This window comes from Ferrovibrio sp. GW821-FHT12E11 (assembly GCF_058806975.1).
Window position 1 is genome coordinate 1,990,098 of the sequence record NZ_JBXAQG010000001.1, and the last position, 16,841, is coordinate 2,006,938.

Consider the following 16,841-nt stretch of genomic DNA (forward strand, 5'->3'; position numbering starts at 1 on the left):
CCTCACTCCGCCGCTGCAGCCGCCGGCTGCAGCTTGGCCTGGATATAGCTGTGGATGGCGTCGGCACAGTCGCGGCCGTCGCGGATCGCCCAGACGACGAGGCTGGCACCGCGCACGATGTCGCCGGCCGCGAACACGCCCGGCATGTTGGTCATCTTGCTGCGCGCCGAAATCTTCACGGTGCCCCAGCGGGTGACTTCCAGGTTCGGCGCCTTGAACTGCTGCGGCAGCTCTTCCGGATCGAAGCCCAGTGCCTTGATGACGAGATCGGCCGGCTGGTCGAAATCAGCATTTTCAATTTCCACCGGCATCTGGCGGCCGCCGGCATCGGCCGGACCGAGCTTCATGCGGCCGGCATGAACAGCCGTGACATCGCCCTCGCCGCGGAAGCTTTTCGGCAAGCTGAGCCAGACGAACTCGACGCCCTCTTCCTCGGCATTCTTCACTTCGCGCATCGAGCCCGGCATGTTGGCCTTGTCGCGGCGATACAGGCAGTGCACGGCCGTGGCGCCCTGGCGGATCGCGGTGCGCACGCAGTCCATCGCGGTGTCGCCGCCGCCGATGACCACCACCTTCTTGCCGGCGGCGTTCAGCTTGCCGCTTTCATACTCGGCGACCGTGTCGCCCAGGCCATGCTTGTTGCTGGCGGTGAGATAGGTCATCGCCGGCACGATATTGTCGAGTCCCGAACCCGGGGCCTGGATGTCGCGTGCCTTGTAGACGCCGGTGGCGATCAGCACGGCATCGTGTTTCTTGCGCAGCTCGTCCAGCGTGGCGTCGCGGCCGACTTCGAAATTGAGATGGAATGTCACACCGGCTTCGGCGAACAGCTTGGAGCGGCGCTCGACCACGCTCTTCTCCAGCTTGAAGTTCGGGATGCCATAGATCATCAGGCCGCCGGGACGGTCGTAGCGGTCGTAGACATGCACCTGGTAGCCCAGCCGGCGCAGCTTGTCGGCGGCGGCAAGGCCGGCCGGACCGGCGCCGATGATGCCGATGCTCTGCGCCCGCTCGCCGTTCACCGGATGCGGGGCCTGCACCCAGCCTTCCTCGAAGGCCTTCTCGGTGATGTATTTCTCGATCGAGCCGATGGTGACGGTGCCATGGCCCGACTGCTCGATCACGCAGTTGCCTTCGCAGAGCCGGTCCTGCGGGCAGATGCGGCCACAGACTTCCGGGAAGGTGTTGGTCGCCTGGCTGATCTCATAGGCCTCTTCCAGGCGGCCCTCGGCGGTCATGCGCAGCCAGTCGGGGATGTTGTTGTGCAGCGGGCAATGCACCTGACAGAAGGGCACGCCGCATTGCGAGCAGCGCGAGGCCTGCTCATCGGCCTTGGTGGCGGCGAATTCGCGGTAAATCTCGTCGAAGTCGTGAGCGCGTTCGGTGGCCGCGCGCTTGTCAGGCATGGCCTGGGCGGTCTGCACGAACTTCAGCATCTTCTCGGCCATCGCGAACTCCGGAACCCTGGGGGCAGGGATAGTAAGAACTCAGGGACACCCCGGGCGCAGGTCTGTGTCATCGAAAGACGCGAAAGGCCGGTACGCTGGGGCGGAATGCACCTTTTATTGCCCCAGAGCTTGGCAATCAAGCAAAAAATGTTCGATAGGTCATCTTTGTTGACCTTTTCGATTGTTGCGTCTTCTGTTTATGGGGCCTGAACAGGGCTCGCCCCTATGGATGACTCATAAATAGGACCGATATGATACTATATGACGCACAAGCTATTGAAAATATTTATTGGTCCGGTGATGCCTAATTGGGCACACAAGAATCCTTGCGGTTGCAAATTATTGCTGGTGCAGATTGAGGTTGCAGCATAAGAACATATAGGGTACATTAAAAAGAAACGCCGGAGCCCCGCCATGCCTCTCTCCTCCCCCGACCGTCACCCCCGCTCTTATCCGCGCCCTGTGGGGCCGGAGGTTTCCGAAGCGGACGTCTTCAAGCTGCGCGGTCCGGTTGGGGTCGAAGCGGCCAATGACCGCGACGATGTCGATCGGCATGATGAGGTCATCACCTGTTCTCCGCGCGCTGCCAGTGACGACTGCCATGCGCGCGGAGAACAGGTGATGACAGAGAAATTTTCCGTCAAGACCCGCTATATCTGGTTCACCTATGCCGACTGGCAGGTTTTTTCCGATGCGCTGGCCGAGGCCTATCCGCAGGCACGCTACGATATGCGTCCCTCGCACACGGTTGGACCTGCTTGTCCGGAACCCGTCTGGGAAAACTGTTTTATGGATATGCCCCTGACTCAACGGGGTCCCGAAAACTGGGCCGGCCAGCACGGGATGGTTTTCGATCCGCACTGGCAGCCCCGATACAAGACTTACCGCCTCCGCAATCCGAATAGCGGCCGCAGCCATTCCACGCGCCGCACGATTTCGTAGCCGGTGAAACACGCCGTCGCGGTCGCTGCAATCAGGATCACACCTTCCTGCCACGCCGGCAGGCCAAGCGGGGTGAGGTTATGACCCAGCACCACGATCACCGTCTGGTGGATGATGTAGAAGGGAAAGATCGCATCGGTGAGGTAGCGCCGTGCGGGACCATCATGGTTAAGCAGCCGGCGCGCGAAGCCGAGCAATGCCAGGATCCAGACCCACTGGTCGCCGGCCAGCAGCACCGGCCGCATCCAGCCCGGCACCGCGCCGCCCAGCATGACCCAGACGATGGTGGCATAACAGGCGAGCCCCAGCAGCAGCGCCGCCCAGCGCAGGCGGTCGATCGCCATCCACACCGCATCGGATTTCGCGATGCCATAGCCGAACAGGAACAGCGCAAGATAGACCGGATGCAGATACCAGTCGTCGAACAGCGCATGGGTTTCGCCGAACAGCGGCCGCAAGGTAAGACGCAGCAAGATCAGCAGCAGCGCCGGCGCCAGCAGCAGCACCAGCGGACGGCCGAGCATGGTTTCCAGCCATGCCACCAGGCCACGCATCGCATCGCCATGCAGCCAGGGCCGCAGCCCGATCACGATCATGCTGTAGACCCAGAGATAGGCAACGAACCACAGGTGATTCCAGGTCGGCACGATCAGCGGCGCGCCCTTGATCCGCCAGCCGTCATAAAACGAGATGTATTTCACATAGAAGGCCACCCAGCCCTCGGCATAGCCCAGCTTCTCGACGATCTCGGCATAGGTCTGCGGCGGCACGATCACCAGCATGCCGAAGACCAGCGGCAGCAGGAGCCGGGCGCTGCGACTTTTCGCCATGGCACCGCGCGATGTCTTGTCGGCCATGAACCGCGTGGCGCAGCCGGCGATCAGGAATAGCAGCGCCAGCCGCCAGGGATTGGTCAGCACCATCAGCGGCTGCAGACCAAGTGGATCTCCCGGGCCGGCATGGGCGCTTTTCACATGCCAGTCCCAGGAGACGAAAAACATGCCGATATGGTATAGGATCAGCAGTCCGAAGGCGGCGATGCGCAGCCAGTCGAGATCGTAACGGCGTTCAGACATACCAGACATGGAACCCTTTTCCGTGACAGCAGAAGCAAGACGTCCTGGCCGGGTTAGCCGACCGTGAACGCCAATGCCAATATCGCCGGGACGAGCGGCGGGGCTGCTGTGACGAGCGGCAATATTGCGGATTATATCGGCTTTTCGCCACGGCTGTGGTTCGGCTATGCGGCGGCCCTGCTGATCGCCGCCGGGCTGGGCGCCTCCTCCTTCTGGATCGAGGATACCCGCAACGGCATCGCCCTGCCGGGCTGGTGCTATGCCGTCACCGAACTGACCAGCGTGGCGGTGCTGTTCGCGCTCACCCCCTGGCTGCTGCGGCTCAGCGCCAGGCTCGATCCCGCCCGGCTGGGCTGGCCGCGCGTCATCGCCGGGCATCTGTGCGGCTTCGCCATCGGCAGCGCCCTGCATATCGCCGGCATGGCGGCGCTGCGCATCCTGCTGTTTCCGCTGTTCGGCCAGACCTACCGCTTCGGCCGCGAGGACCAGCTCGGCCTGCAGCTGCTCTATGAAGTGCGCAAGGACGTGGTGATCTATCTGGGCCTGGTGGCGCTGGCCTGGCTGTTCGCCGCCGCCCGCCGCCGCGCCGCCGTCACCGTGGTGACCGTGCCGGCCACAGCAACCACGCCGCGGCGCCTGGAAATCCGCGATGGCGCGAAACGCACCTGGCTGGATCCGGCCGAGATTCTATGGGCTGAAGCCGCCGGCAATTACGTCGAGCTGCATCTGGCCCACCGCAGCCTCTTGCAAAGGCAGACTCTAGCCTCGCTCGAAGAGGATCTGGCCGACCAGGATTTCGTGCGCATCCACCGCTCGCGCCTGGTCAACCGCCGCCATGTGCGCAGCCTGGCCGGCAACGACAGCGGCGATTTCACGCTGACACTGAATGACGGCCGCCAGATCGCCGGCAGCCGGCGCTGGCGCGACAGTTCAGGACTTTAGATTTACGAGAAGCGCGGTTCGAATTTGCCGCCGCCGCGACGGTAGCGGTAGAGATAGGTCTCGATCAGGCCTTCCACCGGAGTCGGCGCCTCGATGCCAAGATCCTTCAGGTTCTTCGCGCCTTCGCTCACCACATTGTCGGCTTTCAGCAGCGCGATCTGGTCGCGGGTGATCGGCGGCGCGAAGATCGGCTGCAGCTCCAGCGCAAAGGCCAGCGGCTTGAGCGCGAAGCCCGGCACCGGCACCAGCAGGCGCTTCTTGTGGATGGCGGCCAGCGTGAGCTGCATGATCTCTTTCATGCTGTAGGTCTTGGGCCCGCCGAGTTCGTAGGTCTGGCCCACGGCACTGTCATCGGTCAGCGACCGCACGATCGCCTCGGCCACATCGCCAACATAGACCGGCTGCAACTTGGTATGACCGCCATCGACCAGCGGCAGCACCGGGGTCATCGCCGCCATGGAGGCGAAGCGGTTGAAGAAATCGTCTTCCGGGCCGAATACCACGCTCGGGCGGATGATGGTGGCGCCGGCAAAGCGGCGCTGCACACCGGCCTCGCCGGCCGCCTTACTCTTCGCATAGTCCGAACCGCTGTCGGCATTGGCACCGATGGCGGAAACATGAACCAGCTTCTTCGCACCGGCTTCCGTGGCAGCCGCAGCGATCAATTCCGCGCCCCGCGCCTGAACAGCGCCGAATTTCTGCGCGCCACGCTCGAACAGGATGCCGACGCAGTTGATCACCGCATCCGAACCCTGCACGGCCGCCTGCACCGAGGGGGCGACGCGGATATTGGCCTGCACGATCTCGATCTGGCCGACCGCACCCATCGGCTTGAGGAACAGGCCTTCCTCGGGACGGCGGATCGCCACCTTCATCCGGGCGCCCTGCTGGGCCAGCTTCTGGACGACATAGCGGCCGATGAAACCGGACCCGCCGAACACGGTGACAAGCTGGTTGCGCAGCGACATGGCGCCATTCCCCTGCAATGAAGCGAAATCTAGGCCGGACTATAGCGATTTTGCCGCCGCCGCCAATGCTTTGCAGTGTCGCAGGAGCCGCGTATCCTGCCCGCATGGGTGCCGGATTCCCCACCGTTGTCATGGGCCTGCTGCTGGGCGCCGTCTATTTCCTGCCCAGCCTGCTGGCCTGGCGGCGCAATCACCGCTGGCGCCAGAAGATCATGGTCGCCAACCTGCTGGTCGGCTGGACCGTGATCGGCTGGGCGGTCTGCCTGGGCCTGGCGCTCAGCCGGCCGAAGGCAGCACCGCTTTAACCGCCAAGCCGCCGGACATTGCCCGCCGCCACCCGCTGCACCGGCGCCAGCGCCGCGCTGCCGGACCGGGTCAGCGCCGTACCCAGCTGCATCGACTGATCCTGCCAGCGCGACAGCCAGGCCTGCATGAAATTGAACTGTGCCGCGAAAGCCGCCGCCGGCGTCCGCGCGCTCGCCACCATCTGCGCCACGCTGGCCATGCGGAATACCTCGGCCATGGCGAAACCGCTCATTCGCGTGGTCATCCGCATCGTGTGCTGCATCACCACCAGGCCCGACAGCGCTGCGGCGCCGAGCTTTTCCGGCACCATGCGACCAGCTTCCGCATGATCGCCCCGGGCTGCGAGCGTCAGCCGCCGGGCAATCACCTGCCCGGAGGCAACGCCCAGCGCCGCCGTCTTGATCGCCGTCATGCGGAGCGCGGCCGCACCGCGCCGGGCGGTTTTCTGCTGTTTCATCGGGAGTCCTTCAGGTGCGAGGAGAAATCGGTCCTGACAAGAACTCACCAGCCGTCGCTTAGTGCCGCGACAGGCCCTAGAGCAGCCAGATCAGCGTCACCAGCCCGAACGGCAGCAGCAGGATCGGGAAAGACCACAGCATGTAGCCAAAGAAACCGGGCATGCGGATGCCGGCCTGTTCGGCGATCGCTTTCACCATGAAGTTCGGCGCGTTGCCGATATAGGTGAGCGCGCCCATATAGACCGCCCCCATCGAGATCGCCAGCAAGGTCGAGGCCAGCGGCCCTATCAGCGCCTGCGCATCGCCGCCAGCCATGTGGAAGAACACCAGATAGGTCGGCGCATTATCCAGGAAGGCGGACAGCAGGCCGGTGAGCCAGAAATACATCTCGTCGCGCGGCGCGCCGTCGGCATCGCTGCTGAGCGCGATCAGGCCGGCCAGCGCCCCGTCGCTGCCGGCACGCAGGATGGCGATCACCGGGAAGATGGTGATGAAGATGCCGGCGAACAGTTTTGCGACCTCGGCAATCGGCTCCCAGGTGAAGCCGTTGGCGATGCGGCTGTCGCGTTTCGTCACCAGCAGAGACAGGCCAGCCAGCAAAAGCAGAAGAATGTCGCGCGCCAGATTCTGCGGCGCCACCGGGATGCCGAAAACATTCAGCTGCAGCGCCGGCTTCCAAGCGCCTGACAGTAGCACGGCTCCGATCACGCCGCCGAGCAGCAACAGATTGATCCCGCCCTCGACGCCCAGACCATTGAAGAATGGGCCGCGCGTATCGGGCGTCGGATCGTGGACGATGCCGTCCTTCAGATAGTAATGCCGGTCTATGACATAGAAGACGCCCAGCAGGATGATGCTGAGCAACAGCGTCGGCGTCAGCATCGCCCGCAGCGTCCAGAAGAAATCGACGCCGTTGAGGAATCCGAGGAACAGCGGCGGATCGCCCAGCGGCGTCAGTGCGCCACCGATATTGGCGACCAGGAAAATGAAGAACACCACCACATGTACGTTATGCGGCCGGTTGTCGTTGGCGCGCAGCAGCGGCCGGATCAGCAGCATGGCCGCGCCGGTGGTGCCCATGAGACTGGCGAGCAGTGTGCCGAGCGCCAACAGGCCGGTGTTGAGTCGCGGACTGCCGTGCAGGTTACCGGTGATGCACACGCCGCCGGCGATGGTGAACAGTGCCAGCAGCAGAATGGTGAAGGGCAGGTATTCCAGCAGCGCCACATCGGCCATCACATGGGCCGCCGCGCTGATGCCGTCGCGCAGGCCGTAGGGGACCAGGAAGGCCAGGGCCCAGAAGCCGGCGATCTTGCCGTAATGGTGATGCCAGAAGGCTGGCACGATCAGCGGCAGGAGTGCAATCGACAGTAAAATGCCGGCAAAGGGCAGGCCCCAGACCAGGCTCAGGCCCGCGCCGTCGAGCCCGGCGGCATGCGCCGGTGCGGCAATCAGGATGAGAAGAAGAAGGCTGCAGGCAGGGATCAGAATCTGTCGCATACCCTCACCCTGCCACCTTTTCGCACTGCACAACAACCTGAGGGACCTCTATCGTCTATTTTCATTTAGTGAGTAGCAAAATCATCATTCGCGTGTCATTTTACCGAAATAAACGGCTGCCAATCATCATTCGCACATGAGCAGCCGAATGGGACAGGAAACGACCATGGCAGCCGAGCTTTCGGCCGACGACCGCGCGCGCGCCATCATCGCCGTGGTGGAGGCGCAGGGCTATCAGACCATCAAGGCGCTGGCGGGCCAGCTCGGCAAGACCGAACAGACCATCCGGCGCGACGTCACCCTGCTCTGCGACCGCGGCCTGCTGCGGCGTCGCCATGGCGGCGTCGAGCTGCCGCCCGAGGGCGAGAACCTCGCCTATCCCGCGCGCCAGGTGCTGAACTACCAGGCCAAGCGCCGCATCGGCGAACTGGTCGCCGGCGAAATTCCCGAAAACGCCTCGCTGTTCTTCGGCATCGGCACCACGCCCGAGCAATGCGCGCTGGCCCTGCTCGATCACGCCAGCCTGCGGGTGATGACCAACAACGTGAATGTGGCGATGGCGCTGGCACGCAATCCGTCCTGCGAGATCACGCTGGCCGGCGGCCGCATGCGCAATCTCGACCGCGACGTGATCGCCGGCGAGGCCCATGGCTTCTTCAGCCGCTTCAATGCCGATATCGGCATCTTCGGCGTCGCCGGCGTGGCCGAGGACGGCACGCTGCTCGATTTCAGTCCCGACGAGGTGCATATGCGCCAGAGCCTGGCGCAGCACTGCCGCCAGCGCTTCCTGGTGCTCGACCATTCGAAATTCGGCCGCAACGCCACGGTGCGCGGCGGCCATATCACCGAGGCGACCGCTGTCTTCACCGACAGGCCGGTGCCTCCCGCCATTGCCGGCCAGTTGAAAGAAGCCGGCATCCGTCTCGTCGTCTGGTCCGACGACGCCGCTCATACTGCACCTACCAACGGGAGAGGCTGAATCATGTTCAAACGTATTCTTCTGGCGACTGTACTCGGCATCGCTACGCTCGGCAGCATCGCCGACGCATCGGCGCAGCAGCGCGCCATCTGCTACAACTGCCCGCCGGAATGGGCCGACTGGGGCTCGCAGCTTAAAGTCATCCAGTCCAAGCTCGGCATCACCGTGCCGCCGGACAACAAGAATTCCGGCCAGGCCATCGCCGCCCTGATCGCCGAGAAGGCCAATCCGGTCGCCGATGTCACCTATCTGGGCGGCATTGCCGCCGATCCGGCCAAGGATGCCGGCGTGCTGTCGCCCTACAAGCCGGTGAACTGGGACAAGATCCCCGCCGACCTGAAGGATCCGGACGGCAACTGGTTCACCATCCACTCGGGTACGCTCGGCCTGTTCGTCAACAAGCAGGCGCTGGGCAACAAGCCGGTGCCGCAGAGCTGGGCCGACCTGCTGAAGCCCGAATACAAGGGCCTGGTCGGCTATCTCGATCCCACCTCGGCGGCCGTCGGCCAGCTCGGCGTGATGGCGGTGAACCTCGCGCTCGGCGGCAGCTACGACAACCTCGATGCCGGCATCAAATACTTCAAGGACCTGCAGAAGAACCAGCCGATCGTGCCGAAGCAGACGTCGTATGCCCGCGTCATCTCGGGCGAAATCCCGATCCTGCTGGATTACGACTTCAACGCCTATCGCGGCAAATACACCGACAAGTCGCCGGTGGAATTCGTGATCCCGAAGGAAGGCAGCGTGGTCTTCCCCTATGTGATGGGCCTGACCAACAAGGGCCCGAATCCGGACAACGGCAAGAAGGTGCTGGACTTCGTGCTCTCGGATGAAAGCCAGGCCATGTGGGGCAATGCCTATCTGCGCCCGGTCTTCGCCCAGCATCTGTCGGCCGACGCCAAGGCGAAGTTCCTGCCCGACGCTGACTATGCGCGTGCCAAGCCGATCGACCTGAAGAAGCTGGCCGTCGCCCAGAAGGTGATCGTCGACCGCTACAACAAGGAAGTGAACTGAGTTTACGTGAAGGCGGACATTAAACAGTTATCTCGTCATTCCCGCGAAAGCGGGAATCCAGACCAGCCGCCGGCCTGGACCCCCGCTTTCGCGGGGGTGACGATGTGACTGGGAAGGAAACGACGTAAAAAATGCAACGCGAAACGCGACGCCTGATTCTGCTTCTGCTGCCGGCCGGCATATTCTTCGCGGCCTTTTTCCTGATTCCGATGGCCGAGCTGTTCCTGATCGGCGGCACCGGCAAGGATGGCTGGGCCGCCTATGCCGCCATCCTCACCAACACGAATTATTTCAACAGCCTGATCGCCACGCTGATCGTCGCCACGCTGACCACCGTGGTGACGCTGGCGATCAGCGGCATCAGCGGCGTGTTCCTGCAGCGCCACAAATTTCCCGGCAACGGCGCGCTGGTCGCCATGCTGACCTTCCCGCTGGCCTTCCCCGGCGTGGTCATCGGCTTCATGGTCATCATGCTGGCCGGCCGCCAGGGCCTGATCGGCACAGTGGCCCAGGCACTGACCGGCGACAAGATCGTCTTCGCCTATTCGCTGGCCGGCCTGTTCATGGGCTATGTCTATTTCTCCATCCCGCGCACCATCCTCACCGTGATGGCCGCGGCGGAGAAGCTTGACCCCAAGCTGGAAGAAGCCGCGCGCTCGCTCGGCGCCTCGCCCTTCCGCGTCGTGGTCGATGTCATCATCCCGGGGCTCAAGCCCGCCTTAATCTCGGCCGGCGCGATCTGCTTCGCCACCGCCGTCGGCGCCTTCGGCACGGCCTTTACGCTGGCGGCGCGCATCAACGTGCTGCCGATGGTGATCTATACCGAGTTTACGCTGTCGGCCAATATCGCCATGGCAGCGGCGCTCAGTTTCGTTTTGGGCGCGGTCACCTGGATCGTGCTGGCGCTGGCGCGCACGGCGGCCGGCGGCACTGTTGCGGCGGCGGGCTGACCATGCATAAGAAATGGCTCTTCGCCCTGCAGCTCGGTTTCACGCTGATTGTTTGCGCCTTCCTGATCGTGCCGGTGGTGCTCTCCATCATGGCGGGCCTGACGGTGAACTACCTGGTCGGCATCGAAAGCGGACTGACCTTGCGCTGGGTCTTCGAGGTGTGGAACGGCTATCGCGACACCATCTTCCTCTCGGTCGGCATCTCGCTCGCCTGCCTGGCGGTCACGCTGGTCCTCGGCATCCCGACGGCCTATGTGCTGGCGCGGCGCCAGAGCGCGATGAGCCGCGCCATCGAGGAACTGCTGGTGATGCCAGTGGCTGTCCCTGGATTGGCGACCGCGCTGGCGCTGATCGTCACCTATGGCAGCCTGTCGGGCTTCCGCACCAGCTGGGGCTTCATCCTGGTCGGCCATGTGCTGTTCACCCTGCCCTTCATGGTGCGCAGCGTGCTGGCCGTGCTGATGGCCATCGATCTGAAGACCCTTGAAGAAGGCGCGTCCTCGCTCGGCGCCGGCTTCATCGCCCGCTTCCGCGACATCGTGCTGCCCAACTGCCGTACCGGCATCCTTGCCGGCTCGCTGATGGTGGTGACCCTGTCGATGGGCGAGTTCAACATGACCTGGCTGCTGCACACACCCTTCACCAAGACGCTGCCGGTCGGTCTGGCCGACGCTTACGCGTCGCTCCGGCTGGAGATTGGCAGCGCCTACACGTTGGTCTTCTTCCTGATGATCATGCCGCTGCTGCTGGCCCTGCAGGCCTTTGCGCAGCCGCGAATGAAAAAGTTTGTCGCCGAGGACGATACCCATGCGTGAGCAATTCAACCCGATGTCGATTGCGCTGACCAACTGCGCCAAGACCTTCGCCGACGGCACCCGCGCGCTGGAGCCGCTCGATCTCTCCATCAACGCGGGCGAGACCGTGGTCTTCCTCGGCCCCAGCGGCTGCGGCAAGACCACAACATTGCGCATCATCGCCGGCCTGGAAGAACCCGACGCCGGCGGCAAAGTATTGTTCGATGGCAAGGATGTGACGCAGACGCCGATCGAGCAGAGAAACGTCGGCATGGTGTTCCAGTCCTATGCCCTGTTCCCCAACATGTCGGTGGCCGAAAACATCGGCTACGGCCTGAAGATCCGCAAAATGCCGGCCGACCAGATCAAGACCCGCGTCGGCGAGATGCTGGGCATGATGCAGATCGAGAAGCTGGCCAACCGCAAGATCGACCAGCTGTCGGGCGGTCAGCGCCAGCGCGTCGCGCTCGCCCGTGCGCTCGCCGTGCGGCCGCGCGCGCTGCTTCTCGACGAACCGCTCACGGCCCTCGATGCCAAGCTGCGCGATACCCTGCGGCTGGAGATCGACACGCTGCTGCGCAGCCTGAAGATCACCGCGATCTACGTGACCCATGACCAGGCCGAGGCCATGGCGCTGGGCGACCGAATCGTGGTGATGGAGCATGGCCGCGTCGCCCAGATCGGCGCGCCGCGCGACATCTACCAGAAACCGGCCACGCGTTTCGTCGCCGATTTCATCGGCACCATGAATCGCCTGAACGGCGCCGCGCGCAACGGCATCTTCACCTGCCGCGCCGGCGACCTTGCCTGGGCCGAGGCGCCGGCGCATGTCACCGAAATCCTGTTCCGGCCTGAGGATATCCGGGTCGCCGAAGCCGGCGAGCAGACCGGTCTGCACGGCACCGTCGCGGCCGCCTTCTTCCTCGGCGACCGCACGCGGCTGTTTGTCGATGTCGGCGAGAAACAGCCGCTGGTGATCGAAAGCACGGCGCGCCGCGATTTCAGCCATGGCGAGCAGGTTGGCCTGACCATCGACCCGCGCGGTATACTGGTTCTGTAAGGACGAGCGTAAGGAGCAGCGCCCATGCTGATCGCCCAGATCACCGACACCCATATCAAACTGCCGGGCAAGCTGGCCTATCGCAAGGTCGATACCGCCGCGATGCTGGAGCGCTGCGTCGCCCATCTGGCCACGCTGAAGCAGCAGCCCGACCTGATCCTGCTCACCGGCGACCTGGTCGATCTCGGCCGGCCGGAGGAATACGACCATCTGAAAGCCATTCTGGCACCGATCCGCCAGCGCATCATCGCCATCCCCGGCAATCATGACGAACGCGATGCGATGCGCGACGCCTTCGCCGGCGGCGGTTACCTGCCGCGCGAACGCGGCAGCTTCCTGCAGTTCGTGATCGAGGGCGACTATCCGCTACGCATCATCGGCCTCGACACCCTGATCCCCGGCCAGGGCGGTGGCGAGCTGTGCGATGCGCGGCTGACCTGGCTGGATGAAGCCCTGCGGCAGAAGCCCGATGCACCGACCCTGGTGATGATGCATCATCCGCCGTTCCAGACCGGCATCGGCCATATGGACAAGATCGGCCTGAAAGGTGCCGCCGGCTTCGAGGCCATCGTCGCGCAGCACAGCCAGATCCGCCTGATCCTCTGCGGCCATCTGCATCGCACGATACGCGCCGATGTCGGCGGCCGCAGCGCGCTGACCTGCCCGAGCCCGGCGCATCAGGTGGCGCTGGATATCGATGACGCGGCGCCGAGCCGCTTCACCATGGAGCCACCGGGCTACATGCTGCACTGGTGGAATGACGGAAAACTGGTCAGTCATACGGTGGCGATCGGCGATTATGACGGCCCGCATCCCTTCCACGGTCCGGACGGCAGGCTGATCGACTGAGAGAAGACGTGGATACCAGGAACAAGTCCGGCTATCCACGTCTTAATCTTCCAGCGCGTCCTTCCAGAACGGCTTGATCCTGTCGAAGGCGTTCCAGGCATCGCCGAGATGGGCGAGCTGCAGCTGCTGGCGGCCGGCAAACCAGGCGGCGATCGCCGCCGCTGCCGGGTCGCGGTCCGGCGTCGCGAGGATATTCTCGATCAGGCGGCTGCCCACCGCGGCGTCATTCAGAGCGCCCAGGCAATCCTGCAGCTCGGCCAACGCAACGCTGAAGCGGCGGCTTTCCTTGCGGCTGAAGGCGCTACGGAAGAATTCCGCCGCATAGCGCAGCTTCTTGGCGCGGATGCGCAGATCGTGCAGCGCCTCGGTTTCCAGGCTGGCATGGTCGCGGCCGAGCTTGCGCAGCTTCTTGCGACGCCGCTGCAGCAGCGCGGCGGCGAAGTGCGAGACGGGCTTTGCCGCAATATCAGCCGCGGTGACGGCCGAGCCGTCGAGCACCGCATCGAGAAAACACTCCAGGCCGAGACGGAAGCTGGCGGTGCGCGGCGCCAGCAGGGCGGCCTGCAGGGCCTGCTGCGCGGCGGTGCGGCGATCCTCCAGCACCACGGCCAGATGCTGCAATCCGCGTGCCGGATCGGGCAGGCGCTGCAGCGGCACCAGGGTTTCGGCGAGGAAGACATCAATGTCTCGCTTGCGGCCAAGCGGCCCGTTGAGCCAGCGCAGATCGTCGAGCAGCGGCGACAGCCGGTCGGCATCCAGCAGATCGGCGAACAGCGCAATCGCCGAGCGCAGCCGGCGCAGCGCCACCCGCATCTGATGCACGCCTTCCGCATCGCGGTCGCGCAGCACCGGCAGCAGATTGGCATCGAACTGCGCCAGGCACTGCCGGGCGATGGCGACAAAGGCAGCGGCGGTATCGGAGTCTTCGCTCAGGCCGGTCTCGAAAGCCGCGGCACGCAGCGGCAGCGGTTCGACCAGATCGAGGTCGGCGGCGGCCTGCACCAGCGGCGCGGCCCCGCTCCAGCGCAGATCGCAATCGAGCCCCAGTTCGGCGGCGATGGCATGCAGCGCCGGGGCGGCGGAATCGGCAGCGCCCTGCAGCACCAGCGCCTCGTAAGCCACCTGCTGCTTGCCGCGGCCAAGCGTGACGCCATGCACCTGCAGCTCCAGGCTCTGGCCGTCGCGTTCCAGCGCCCAGGCCTGGCCCTTGAGCGTGCCGGTGGCGAGGATCTGCAGTTCACCGGCCACCGCCGGTGCATCGCCCGTCGCATGACCCGCGACTGGCAGCATGGCATGACGCAGCCCGGCTCTATCCTCGAGGCCGAGACAGAGCCAGCCATCGGCCGCAAATCGGCGATCGGCGGTATCGAGCAGGCGGAGATCGGACTGCACGCGGCGGCCGCGAAGGCCGCTCAGCAGGGGATGTTTGCGTATACGGGTCAGCGAGCCCGGGGCCAGGCCAAGACGCAGCAGCGCGGGCAGTTCGCTCATGGCGGCGGACTCTATCGGAGCGTCGGCGAAAAAGTCAAACAACTCAGGCGTTTACGATTGTTACAGTTCTGCGAAACCGCAGCCTCGCAGACCCATGCCTCAATTCCGCCCCTTTTATCGGCTTAAGTGTGGTTCAGGCAGCTTTCGCAGCCTGCCGGGCCGTCCGGCACAGGTCTTCCCCCCAAGACCGTCGGACGGCCCTTTATTTTCAGCCCCCGCATATATCCATATATCCCGTCGCCGGATTTTACGCCGCTGCGACACCGTGACCGGAATTTGCCCGGGGAATTTGCCTAGGGCCTGGGGCGTTTCTTTCCGTCCCTCCCCAAGCGAGTCCGTCATGACCAAACCCTCCGTCAAAGCCAAGACCAAGCCCCTGCAGCAGACCACGCCGCGCAAACGCAGCGCCCCGGCGAAAAGCAGCGCATCGGCCAAAGGCAGTGCATTGGCCAAAGGCAGCACGGGGGCGAAAACCGGGCCCGTGGAAAAGCCGCGCCTGGTGCTGCGCAATGCCACGCCCCATGACATCCCCGGCATCCGCGCCCTCACCGGCAAGGTCTATGCCGCGATGGGATCGGACGGCGCCTATACCGCGGCGCAGCTGCGCGGCCATCAGCATCATTTCCCCGAAGGCCAGTTCGTCGCCGTCTATGACGAGGTGGTGGTGGGTTACTGCGCCACCTTCCGCATCGCTGAAAAGCTGGTGCTGAAACCCCATGACTGGGAAAGCATCACCGGACGCGGCTATGCGGCACGTCACGACGCCCAGGGCGACTGGCTCTATGGCCTGGAGGTCTGCGTCGATCCCGACTATCGCGGCCTGCGTCTGGGTCAGCGCCTCTACAATGCACGCCGCCAGCTCTGCCAGCATCTGCATCTGAAGGGCATTGTCTTCGGCGGCCGCATGCCCGGCCTGCATCGCCGCTGGATGCAGCTGCGATCGGCGGAGAAATACCTGGAGCTGGTGCAGAGCGGCCGCCTGCGCGATCCGGTGATCAATTTCCAGCTGCGCAACAATTTCGAGCCGCTGGGCGTGCTGCGCGGCTACATGGACACCGACCATGAATCGCGCGGCCATGCCACGCATATGATCTGGCGCAATCCGGAATTCGGCGATACAGCCCATGACGCGCCGGCCAAGCCAGCCCTGCGGGCGCGCACCGCCCGCGTCGCCGCCGTGCAATATCAGCAGCGCCAGGTGGCGTCCTTCGAGGAATTCGCCAAGCAGGTGGAGTATTTCGTCGATGTGGTGGCGGATTACAAAGCCGACTTCGTGCTGTTCCCCGAACTCTTCACCCTGCAGCTGCTGTCCATCGAGAACCGCAACGCGCCGGCCGCCGAGGCGGTCGCCGCACTGACCCGCTATACCGAGCGGCTGAAGGCGCTGTTTACCGAACTGGCGGTCAGCTACAACATCAATATCATCGGCGGCTCGCATCCAACCCGCGATCCGGCCGATGGCCATGTCTACAACATCTGCTATGTCTGCCTGCGCGATGGCGCCGTGCACGAACAGCGCAAGATCCATCCGACGCCGAACGAGCGCTACTGGTGGAACATCACCGGCGGCGACACCTCCAACGTGATCGAGACCGATTTCGGCCCGATCGGCGTGATGATCTGCTACGACGCCGAATTCCCCGAACTGTCGCGCCATCTGGTCGACCAGGGTGCGCAGATCCTGTTCGTGCCCTTCTGCACCGACGAGCGCCAGAGCTATCAGCGCGTGCGGTTCTGCGCCCAGGCGCGCGCCATCGAGAACCAGTGCTACGTGGTGATGGCGGGCAATGTGGGCAACCTGCCCAATGTGGAGAATATGGACATCCAGTATGCCCAGAGCTGCGTGCTGACGCCCTGCGATTTCGCCTTCGCCCGTGACGGCATCGCCGCCGATACCACGCCGAATGTGGAAATGGTGGCCATCGCCGATGTCCAGCTCGACAGTCTGGCGGCGGCCCGGCAGAGCGGCACGGTGCAGAATCTGAAGGACCGCCGCTTCGACCTCTATAACGTCACCTGGAAGGAAACCGGCGCCGTCGCGCGGCGCGATGCCGCCGAGTGATC

General features: G+C 64.4%; 16 protein-coding genes. 10 read left to right on the forward strand and 6 right to left on the reverse strand.

The genetic code is table 11. From position 1 onward, the window contains the following. Positions 1-2: 2 nt before the first annotated feature. On the reverse strand, positions 3-1,448 hold the full coding sequence (locus AC1ROT_RS09850; RefSeq protein ID WP_492972391.1) for an NAD(P)-dependent oxidoreductase: 1,446 nt from the start codon (positions 1,446-1,448) through the stop codon (positions 3-5). Positions 1,449-1,862: 414 nt separating this feature from the next. Here AC1ROT_RS09850 and AC1ROT_RS09855 point away from each other — a divergent pair, with 414 nt between their 5' ends. After that, a complete protein-coding gene (locus AC1ROT_RS09855; protein WP_492998717.1) occupies positions 1,863-2,390 on the forward strand; it encodes a hypothetical protein in 528 nt (175 codons plus the stop codon). Here AC1ROT_RS09855 and AC1ROT_RS09860 read toward each other — a convergent pair. Continuing rightward, on the reverse strand, positions 2,330-3,475 hold the full coding sequence (locus AC1ROT_RS09860) for an acyltransferase family protein (protein WP_492998719.1): 1,146 nt from the start codon (positions 3,473-3,475) through the stop codon (positions 2,330-2,332). The two genes, AC1ROT_RS09855 and AC1ROT_RS09860, sit on opposite strands and share 61 nt — an antisense overlap. 54 nt (positions 3,476-3,529) lie before the next feature. Between AC1ROT_RS09860 and AC1ROT_RS09865 the strand changes: the two genes are divergently transcribed. Then, the gene (locus AC1ROT_RS09865; protein WP_492998721.1) at positions 3,530-4,408 is read left to right on the forward strand and encodes a LytTR family DNA-binding domain-containing protein; all 879 of its coding nucleotides are present in this window, start codon (positions 3,530-3,532) and stop codon (positions 4,406-4,408) included. 2 nt (positions 4,409-4,410) lie between these two features. Here AC1ROT_RS09865 and AC1ROT_RS09870 read toward each other — a convergent pair whose 3' ends face one another. Continuing rightward, positions 4,411-5,376: a complex I NDUFA9 subunit family protein gene (locus AC1ROT_RS09870; RefSeq protein WP_492998722.1), complete on the reverse strand. Its 966-nt coding sequence runs from the start codon at positions 5,374-5,376 to the stop codon at positions 4,411-4,413. A gap of 104 nt (positions 5,377-5,480) precedes the next feature. Here AC1ROT_RS09870 and AC1ROT_RS09875 point away from each other — a divergent pair, with 104 nt between their 5' ends. Beyond that, positions 5,481-5,681 carry a superinfection immunity protein gene (locus AC1ROT_RS09875; protein ID WP_492998724.1) on the forward strand — a complete coding sequence of 67 codons (201 nt, stop codon included), beginning with the start codon at positions 5,481-5,483 and terminating at the stop codon, positions 5,679-5,681. On the opposite strand, the gene AC1ROT_RS09880 is transcribed toward AC1ROT_RS09875, so the two are convergent. Then, entirely contained in the window at positions 5,678-6,139 is a 462-nt protein-coding gene (locus tag AC1ROT_RS09880) for a hypothetical protein (RefSeq protein WP_492998725.1), read from the reverse strand. The genes AC1ROT_RS09875 and AC1ROT_RS09880 overlap by 4 nt on opposite strands. A gap of 76 nt (positions 6,140-6,215) precedes the next feature. Beyond that, positions 6,216-7,640 carry a sodium:proton antiporter gene (locus AC1ROT_RS09885; protein WP_492998726.1) on the reverse strand — a complete coding sequence of 475 codons (1,425 nt, stop codon included), beginning with the start codon at positions 7,638-7,640 and terminating at the stop codon, positions 6,216-6,218. Between the two features lie 166 nt (positions 7,641-7,806). Between AC1ROT_RS09885 and AC1ROT_RS09890 the strand changes: the two genes are divergently transcribed. The 6 genes from AC1ROT_RS09890 to AC1ROT_RS09915 all read left to right on the forward strand — a co-directional run bounded on the left by AC1ROT_RS09890 (position 7,807) and on the right by AC1ROT_RS09915 (position 13,286). Further along, positions 7,807-8,619, forward strand: a complete 813-nt coding sequence (locus AC1ROT_RS09890) for a DeoR/GlpR family DNA-binding transcription regulator (protein ID WP_492972382.1) — start codon at positions 7,807-7,809, stop codon at positions 8,617-8,619. A 3-nt stretch (positions 8,620-8,622) separates the two neighbouring features. After that, positions 8,623-9,633: an extracellular solute-binding protein gene (locus AC1ROT_RS09895; RefSeq protein WP_492972381.1), complete on the forward strand. Its 1,011-nt coding sequence runs from the start codon at positions 8,623-8,625 to the stop codon at positions 9,631-9,633. 131 nt (positions 9,634-9,764) lie between these two features. Continuing rightward, positions 9,765-10,583, forward strand: a complete 819-nt coding sequence (locus AC1ROT_RS09900) for an ABC transporter permease (RefSeq protein ID WP_492998728.1) — start codon at positions 9,765-9,767, stop codon at positions 10,581-10,583. A 2-nt stretch (positions 10,584-10,585) separates the two neighbouring features. Beyond that, entirely contained in the window at positions 10,586-11,398 is an 813-nt protein-coding gene (locus AC1ROT_RS09905) for an ABC transporter permease (protein WP_492972379.1), read from the forward strand. Continuing rightward, the gene (locus tag AC1ROT_RS09910) at positions 11,391-12,437 is read left to right on the forward strand and encodes an ABC transporter ATP-binding protein (protein ID WP_492998729.1); all 1,047 of its coding nucleotides are present in this window, start codon (positions 11,391-11,393) and stop codon (positions 12,435-12,437) included. The genes AC1ROT_RS09905 and AC1ROT_RS09910 overlap by 8 nt, the downstream gene beginning before the upstream one ends. Positions 12,438-12,461: 24 nt before the next feature. Then, complete coding sequence (locus AC1ROT_RS09915; RefSeq protein ID WP_492998731.1) at positions 12,462-13,286, forward strand: phosphodiesterase; 825 nt, start codon at positions 12,462-12,464, stop codon at positions 13,284-13,286. Positions 13,287-13,328: 42 nt separating this feature from the next. Here AC1ROT_RS09915 and AC1ROT_RS09920 read toward each other — a convergent pair whose 3' ends face one another. Next, on the reverse strand, positions 13,329-14,777 hold the full coding sequence (locus AC1ROT_RS09920) for a CHAD domain-containing protein (RefSeq protein WP_492998733.1): 1,449 nt from the start codon (positions 14,775-14,777) through the stop codon (positions 13,329-13,331). Between the two features lie 340 nt (positions 14,778-15,117). On the opposite strand from AC1ROT_RS09920, the gene AC1ROT_RS09925 reads away from it, so the two are divergent. Beyond that, positions 15,118-16,839: a GNAT family N-acetyltransferase gene (locus AC1ROT_RS09925; RefSeq protein ID WP_492998734.1), complete on the forward strand. Its 1,722-nt coding sequence runs from the start codon at positions 15,118-15,120 to the stop codon at positions 16,837-16,839. Positions 16,840-16,841 lie beyond the last annotated feature (2 nt).